The following is a 6,382-nucleotide window of genomic DNA, read 5'->3' on the forward strand; positions in this document are numbered from 1 at the left end:
GCCCTGCGGCGGTGCGCCGCCCGATGTGCCGCGGCCCGGAGTCGGCAGCGTCACCCCGTTGTTCGCGAGGCAGGTCCGGTAGGCGGCCATCGCCTCCGAGCCGCCGGCGGCGGGAGTTGCCCCCGTGGCGGGAGTTGCCCCCGTGGCGGGAGTCGCCCCCGTGGACGGGGTCGCCGACGGAGCGGTCCCCGCTGAGGCCGCGCCGGCCGCCGCATCGCTTCCGCCGCCCCCGCATCCGGCCAGCACGGCTGTCAGAGCGACCGACAGCAGCGGCAGGATGAGCCGGTGTCGCCGCGGCGCGGTGCCGTTCCGGCCCGCGTACCGGGACATCCTGACGTCGTTCATGCTCCTCCTCGAAGACAGCGGGACCGCCGGTGTGCCGGCTGGTGGACACGCTGCTGGGCCCCGCTGTGGGGAGCCTGTGCCGAGGCTGGGTGTTTGATGGGATTCGCGGGATCACGCCGCCCGGTCGAGTGTCAGACCGCGACGCCGACCTCGCGCCACGCCTCGGCGACGGCCTTGCGCTCGTCCGCGCCGAACAGCACGCCGGCCTGACGGCTGGTCACCGCTGCGAACGAGCGGAAGGTCGAGTTCGGCCGCACCTGCGGGGCGCGCAGGCTCTCGTACCAGACCCGGCCGGCTCGCTCCCACGCGTGCCCGCCGAGTGCGATCGCGGCGAGGTAGAACGCCTTGTTGGGGATGCCCGAGTTGATGTGCACGCCACCGTTGTCACCGGTCATCCGGACGTAGCCGGTCATGTGCGCGGGCTGGATGTCGTCGCCGAGTACGGGATCGTCGTAGGCGGTGCCGGGGTCCTTCAACGACCGCAGCGCGACCCCCTGCACCGCGTCGGTGAGCAGCGCGTCGCCGATCAGCCAGTCGGCCTGCTCCGCCGTCTGCCCGAGCGCGTACTGCTTCACCAGGGAACCGAAGACGTCGCTGACCGACTCGTTCAGCGCCCCGGACTGGTTGACGTACATCAGCGCCGCCTCGTCCTCGGTGACGCCGTGGGTCAGCTCGTGTCCGATGATGTCGAGCGACACCGTGAACCGCTGGAAGAGTTCGCCGTCGCCGTCGCCGAACACCATCTGCCTGCCGTTCCAGAAGGCGTTGTCGTAGTGGTCGCCGTAGTGGACGGTGGCGAGCAGCGCCATTCCCTCGTCGTCGATCGAATCGCGGCCGAACACCTCCGAGTAGAACGTGAACGTGGCGCCGAGGCCGTCGTAGGCCTCGTCGGCGGCCACGTCGGCGACCGCCGCCGCACCCTCGACGCGGACCGTCCGACCCGGCAGCGTCTCGGTGCCGGCGGCGTCCCCGACGGTGCGGCGCGGACCGGCGTCCGGGTCCAGCCGCGGCGGTGCGGCGCCGCGCTGCGCGGCGCGAAGCTGGGCGTTGTGGACGCGGATCGTGCGGTGCGAACCGTCCTGAACGAGGGTGGACAGCGCCCAGGAACGCTGGTCCTCGCTGCCGTTGCGGACGATGCGTTCGAGGATGTGGGGCGGGATGGCGCAGGGCGCGCCGGGACGGGGGCAGGGCATGGTCGACTCCGGAGGGTGGGGGCGGCGACCGGACCGAGGCCCGGCGGGCATCCGACGGGTGCGGTGACCCGTAGCCACCGACCCTGCTACCTGCGGCGCAGGATGTCCAGAGTGCAACGGAGTGTCTGCATCGTGCGGTTGTTGAGCTACGGCGTGTTATCGCCATTTCGGCGAGGTCGTCGCACCGGCGCTGGCGCCCCTTCGGCCACGCCGGCGCCCCTCCGGCCACGCCAGCGTCGGAGCCCGACCCGTGCGGCCGCCTGCGCGAGAGCCAGTGCCAGACCGCCCAGCACGAGGTAGGTCATGTGCGCGTCCAGCCAGTCCACAACGCCGCGCATCCACGGGGTCACCGCCCGCGCCGCGGTCAGATAGAACGCGGCAGACAGCAGGGAACCGGGCATCAGGAACCGCAGGAACCGACGCATCGGCACGCCACCCGCGCCCAGCGCTGCGTCGACCGCCGCGTTGGTGTTGACCAGGCAGAACCACAGCAGTGGGGTCTGCGTACCCGGCCGAGCCAGGGCCGTGACCAGCCGGCTCCCGCCGAGACGCCGCAGCAGGACAGACCGGATGTTGTTGCGCGCGAGCCCGAAGTAGCCGACGTCGACCAGGGCCCGAAAGAACGCGGCGACCAGCAGAGCCGGCACGAACGGCACCGACCCCCCGACAAGCAGCAGGATCGCCCAGGTGGGCCGCAGCGCGATGAGCAGCAGCGGCGCTCGACCGGCGAGCGCGGGCACCAGGGCCAGCCCCAGGGCGCCGAATCCGAGCAGCGAGCCGGTGAGCAGCGCCGGCCACAACTGGCGGGCGAGCCGCCGCCCACGCGGCACCGCTCGGGCCGAGGCGTCGGCGGGCTCCACCCCTTCAGGGCTGCCGATCCCTTCAGGGCTGTCGCTCCGCCCTGCCACTGCTGATCCGTCGTCCGGTGATCCGTCGTCCAGCCCGATCCCTGCCGAGCCGTCGACCCGCCCTGCCTCGGCCTCGGGTTCGCCTGGCAGCTCCCTGGCGCCAGGGTCAGGACCGTCTGAGGCGGCCCGGCCGGGATCGGCAGGTCTGGGATCGGCAGGTCTGGGAACGGCCTGCGTCCGCCCCGCTTCGGCTGTCCCCATACGGACCAGTCTGTCAACCGCCGTCCACCCGCCGCATCGACGGCCCGGCGGCGCATGTGCCCGCAGCGGCTGGCAGACTCGGCACCGTGCTCACAGTGGGTCTGACGGGTGGTATCGGGTCGGGCAAGAGTGCGGTGTCGACGCGCCTCGCGGCCCGCGGGGCGCTACTGATCGACGCCGACCAGATCGCCCGGGACGTGGTCGCGCAGGGCACTCCGGGCCTCGCCGCGGTGCTGGCGGAGTTCGGAGCGGAGCTGGCCGCGCCCGATGGCAGCCTCGACCGCCCGGCACTCGGCCGAATCGTCTTCGCCGATGCGGCGGCTCGCGGGCGCCTGGAGGCGATCGTCCATCCGCTCATCCGGGCCGAGTCCGCCCGGCGGATCGCGCAGCTCCCCCCGGACGGGATCGTTCTGCACGACGTGCCGCTGCTCGTCGAGGTGCACTCGGCGGGCAACTACGACCTGGTGCTGGTCGTCGAGGCGCCGCGTGAGCTGCGGCTGGTGCGGTTGGAGGGCCGCGGCCTGCCCCGCGACCAGGCGCTGGCCCGGATGGCCACGCAGGCCAGCGACGAGCAGCGCCGCGCCGTCGCCGACATCGTCATCGACAACGGCGGCAACCTCGAGGAGCTCGACGCCCGCCTCGACGAGGTCTGGCGGGAAGTGCTCGCCCGCCGCGACACCCGCGCCGCCGCCGAACACCCCCCGGCCGCCACCGCCTAGCCCAGCCGCCACCGAACCAGCCCGGCGCAACAGCGCAGCCCGGCCGCTCCCAGCGCAGCCCGGCCGCCTACTGCCCAGCCCGGCCGCCCACAGCGCGGCCCGGCCGGGGCGGTTCCGCGGCGGGGCCGCAGGGCCGGACAGGTGGGCTACTGGACTCCGGCGGCACCCATGCCGCGCAGCTCCTTCTTCAACTCGGCGATCTCGTCGCGCAACCGGGCCGCCAGCTCGAACTGGAGCTCCTTGGCCGCCTCGTGCATCTGGTCGTCGAGCTGGCGGATGAGCTGCGCCAGCTCGTTCGAGGGCATCCCGGCGAGCTCGGCGGCGTACCGGCCGACCGTGCTCTGCGCCCCGCCCCGGGACTTCATCCCCGGCACCGGTGCCTTACCGCGCGACTGTGAACGCCCGCCTCCGCCGACCAGCTCGCCGTCGGCCGACTCGCGGACCATGTCGTCGAGGATGTCGACGACCTTCTTGCGCAGCGGCTGCGGATCGAGGCCGCGTTCGGCGTTGTAGGCCATCTGCTTCTCGCGACGCCGATTCGTCTCGTCGATAGCGTGGCGCATCGACGGGGTGATCTTGTCGGCGTACATGTGCACCTGGCCGGACACGTTGCGGGCGGCGCGGCCGATGGTCTGGATCAGCGACTTGTCGGAGCGCAGAAAGCCCTCCTTGTCGGCGTCGAGGATGCACACCAGCGACACCTCGGGCAGGTCGAGGCCCTCGCGCAGCAGGTTGATCCCGACGAGCACGTCGAAATCGCCGCGGCGCAGCTCGGTGAGCAGCTCCACCCGGCGCAGGGTGTCGACCTCGCTGTGCAGATAGCGCACCCGGATGCCGAGTTCGAGCAGGTAGTCGGTGAGGTCCTCGGACATCTTCTTGGTCAGCGTGGTCACGAGGACGCGCTCGTCCCGCTCCGCGCGCAGCCGGATCTCGTGGACGAGATCGTCGATCTGCCCCTTCGTCGGCTTGAGCACGACCTCCGGGTCGAGCAGCCCGGTCGGCCGGATGATCTGCTCGACCACGCCGTCGGCCCGGCCCAGCTCGTAGGGGCCCGGCGTCGCCGACAGATAGACGGTCTGGCCGATGCGCTCCAGGAACTCCTCCCACCGCAGCGGCCGGTTGTCCATGGCGCTGGGCAGCCGGAAACCGTGCTCGACGAGGTTGCGCTTGCGGGACATGTCGCCCTCGTACATCCCGCCGATCTGCGGGACCGTCACATGCGACTCGTCGATCACCAGCAGGAAGTCGTCGGGGAAGTAGTCCAGCAGGGTGTGCGGCGCGGTGCCGGCCTCGCGGCCGTCGATGTGCCGGGAGTAGTTCTCGATCCCGGAGCAGAAGCCGACCTGGCGCATCATCTCGATGTCGTAGGTGGTGCGCATCCGCAACCGCTGGGCCTCCAGCAGCTTGCCCTGGCGCTCCATCGTCGCGAGGCGCCCCTCGAGCTCCGCCTCGATCCCCGTGATCGCCCGTTCCATCCGCTCCGGGCCGGCGACGTAGTGCGTCGCCGGGAACACGAAGATCTCCTCCACCTCGCGGACGATCTCCCCGGTCAGCGGGTGCAGGTAGGTCAGCCGCTCGATCTCGTCGCCGAACATCTCGACCCGCACGGCGAGCTCCTCGTAGACCGGGAACACCTCCACCGTGTCGCCGCGGACCCGGAAGGTGCCCCGGGTGAAGGCCAGGTCGTTGCGGCTGTACTGGACGTCGACGAAGCGGCGCAGCAGCAGGTCGCGTTCGACCTCGTCGCCGACGCGCAGCCGCACCATCCGGTCGATGTACTCCTGCGGCGTGCCCAGCCCGTAGATACAGCTCACGCTCGCCACCACGATGACGTCCCGCCGGGTGAGCAGGCTCATCGTCGCCGAGTGCCGCAGCCGCTCGACCTCCTCGTTGATCGAGGAGTCCTTCTCGATGTAGGTGTCGGTCTGCGCGATGTACGCCTCGGGCTGGTAATAGTCGTAGTACGAGACGAAGTACTCGACCGCGTTGTGTGGCAGCAGCTCGCGGAACTCGTTGGCGAGCTGCGCGGCGAGCGTCTTGTTCGGGGCCATCACGAGCGTCGGCCGCTGCAGGCGCTCGACGAGCCACGCCGTCGTCGCCGACTTGCCGGTGCCGGTCGCGCCGAGCAGGACCACGTTGGTGTCGCCCGCCCGCACCCGCCGGGCCAGCTCGTCGATCGCGGCGGGCTGGTCGCCCGACGGGGAGAAGTCGGACACGACCTCGAACGGGGCGTGTGTCCGCTCGATGTCGAGGCTGGGCCGTTCGAACGTTGTGCTCACGCCATCTAGAACACCACAGCCCTCCGACAGTTTCCGACCGGCCGTCGGCGGACCACCCCACCGGCCCTCTCGCCGGCCGCCCTACCCGGCTGGCCCTCTCACCCAGCCAACCCCCCTCACCCAGCCAACCCCCCTCACCCGGCCGGCCTCCTTACCCGCCGGCAGGACTCCAACCGATCAGCCGGGCGCCGAGCACCGCCGTCTGCAGGACATACCGGTCGGTCGGGGAGGTCGGGTCGTGGCGGGTCAGAGCGTGGATGCGGTCGAGCCGGTAGGTCAACGCCCGTACCGACAGGTGCAGCCGGCGCGCCGCGGCGAGCGCCACCCCACCGGTGGTGAAGTAGGCGTCGAGGGTGTCGATCAGCGGGCCCGCGCCGCCCCGGGCGGCCCGCAGCGGCGAGAGCACCGCCTCGACCAGCTCCGCCAGCGCCTCCCGGTCACGCAGCAGGACCTTGTAGATGAGCAGGTCGTCGGTGTGCACGACGGCCCCTTCCAACCCGAGGCGGCCGGCGAGCTCCGCGGCGCCGCGGGCCTCCTCGAAGCCGATTCGGACCCCGGCGACGCCGCTGCGCGCACGGCCGACCCCCACCCGCCACAGCAGGCCGGGCTCGGCCCGCAGCCGGTGGGTCAGCGCGGTCATCGCGGCCGGGGCCTCCGGCGTGGGCGCGAACGCGGGCAGCGGGGAGAAGCCCGCGCCCGCGGCCCCCGACTCGTCCGCTCGCCGTCGGCCGGGCGGG

5 protein-coding genes and 1 pseudogene are annotated in these 6,382 nt (G+C 72.3%); 1 reads left to right on the forward strand and 5 read right to left on the reverse strand.

The genetic code is table 11. The features are described 5' to 3' along the window. The 3 genes and pseudogenes from ND748_RS22205 to ND748_RS22215 form a co-directional block, all read right to left on the reverse strand. Positions 1-345: pseudogene (locus ND748_RS22205) on the reverse strand (hypothetical protein); the annotation flags it as partial. Between the two features lie 131 nt (positions 346-476). Further along, positions 477-1,538, reverse strand: coding sequence for a M4 family metallopeptidase (locus ND748_RS22210; protein WP_251747908.1), 1,062 nt, complete (start codon positions 1,536-1,538; stop codon positions 477-479). 146 nt (positions 1,539-1,684) lie between these two features. Then, positions 1,685-2,368 carry a hypothetical protein gene (locus ND748_RS22215; RefSeq protein ID WP_251747911.1) on the reverse strand — a complete coding sequence of 228 codons (684 nt, stop codon included), beginning with the start codon at positions 2,366-2,368 and terminating at the stop codon, positions 1,685-1,687. 374 nt (positions 2,369-2,742) lie between these two features. On the opposite strand from ND748_RS22215, the gene coaE reads away from it, so the two are divergent. Beyond that, complete coding sequence (coaE, locus tag ND748_RS22220) at positions 2,743-3,366, forward strand: dephospho-CoA kinase (protein WP_251747912.1); 624 nt, start codon at positions 2,743-2,745, stop codon at positions 3,364-3,366. A gap of 146 nt (positions 3,367-3,512) precedes the next feature. Here coaE and uvrB read toward each other — a convergent pair whose 3' ends face one another. Both uvrB and ND748_RS22230 read right to left on the reverse strand, forming a co-directional pair. Continuing rightward, a complete protein-coding gene (gene uvrB, locus ND748_RS22225; protein ID WP_251747909.1) occupies positions 3,513-5,645 on the reverse strand; it encodes an excinuclease ABC subunit UvrB in 2,133 nt (710 codons plus the stop codon). Positions 5,646-5,796: 151 nt separating this feature from the next. Further along, positions 5,797-6,382: CdaR family transcriptional regulator (locus tag ND748_RS22230; protein ID WP_251747910.1), on the reverse strand; the 586-nt coding region annotated here is incomplete at its 5' end.

This window comes from Frankia sp. AiPs1, assembly GCF_023716945.1.
Classification (GTDB): Bacteria; Actinomycetota; Actinomycetes; order Frankiales; family Frankiaceae; genus Frankia.

Coding starts and splice junctions, on each gene's coding strand:
- ND748_RS22210 (WP_251747908.1), bottom strand. CDS start 1,538: ATGCCCTGCCCCCGTCCCGGCGCGCCCTGCGCCATCCCGCCCCACATC.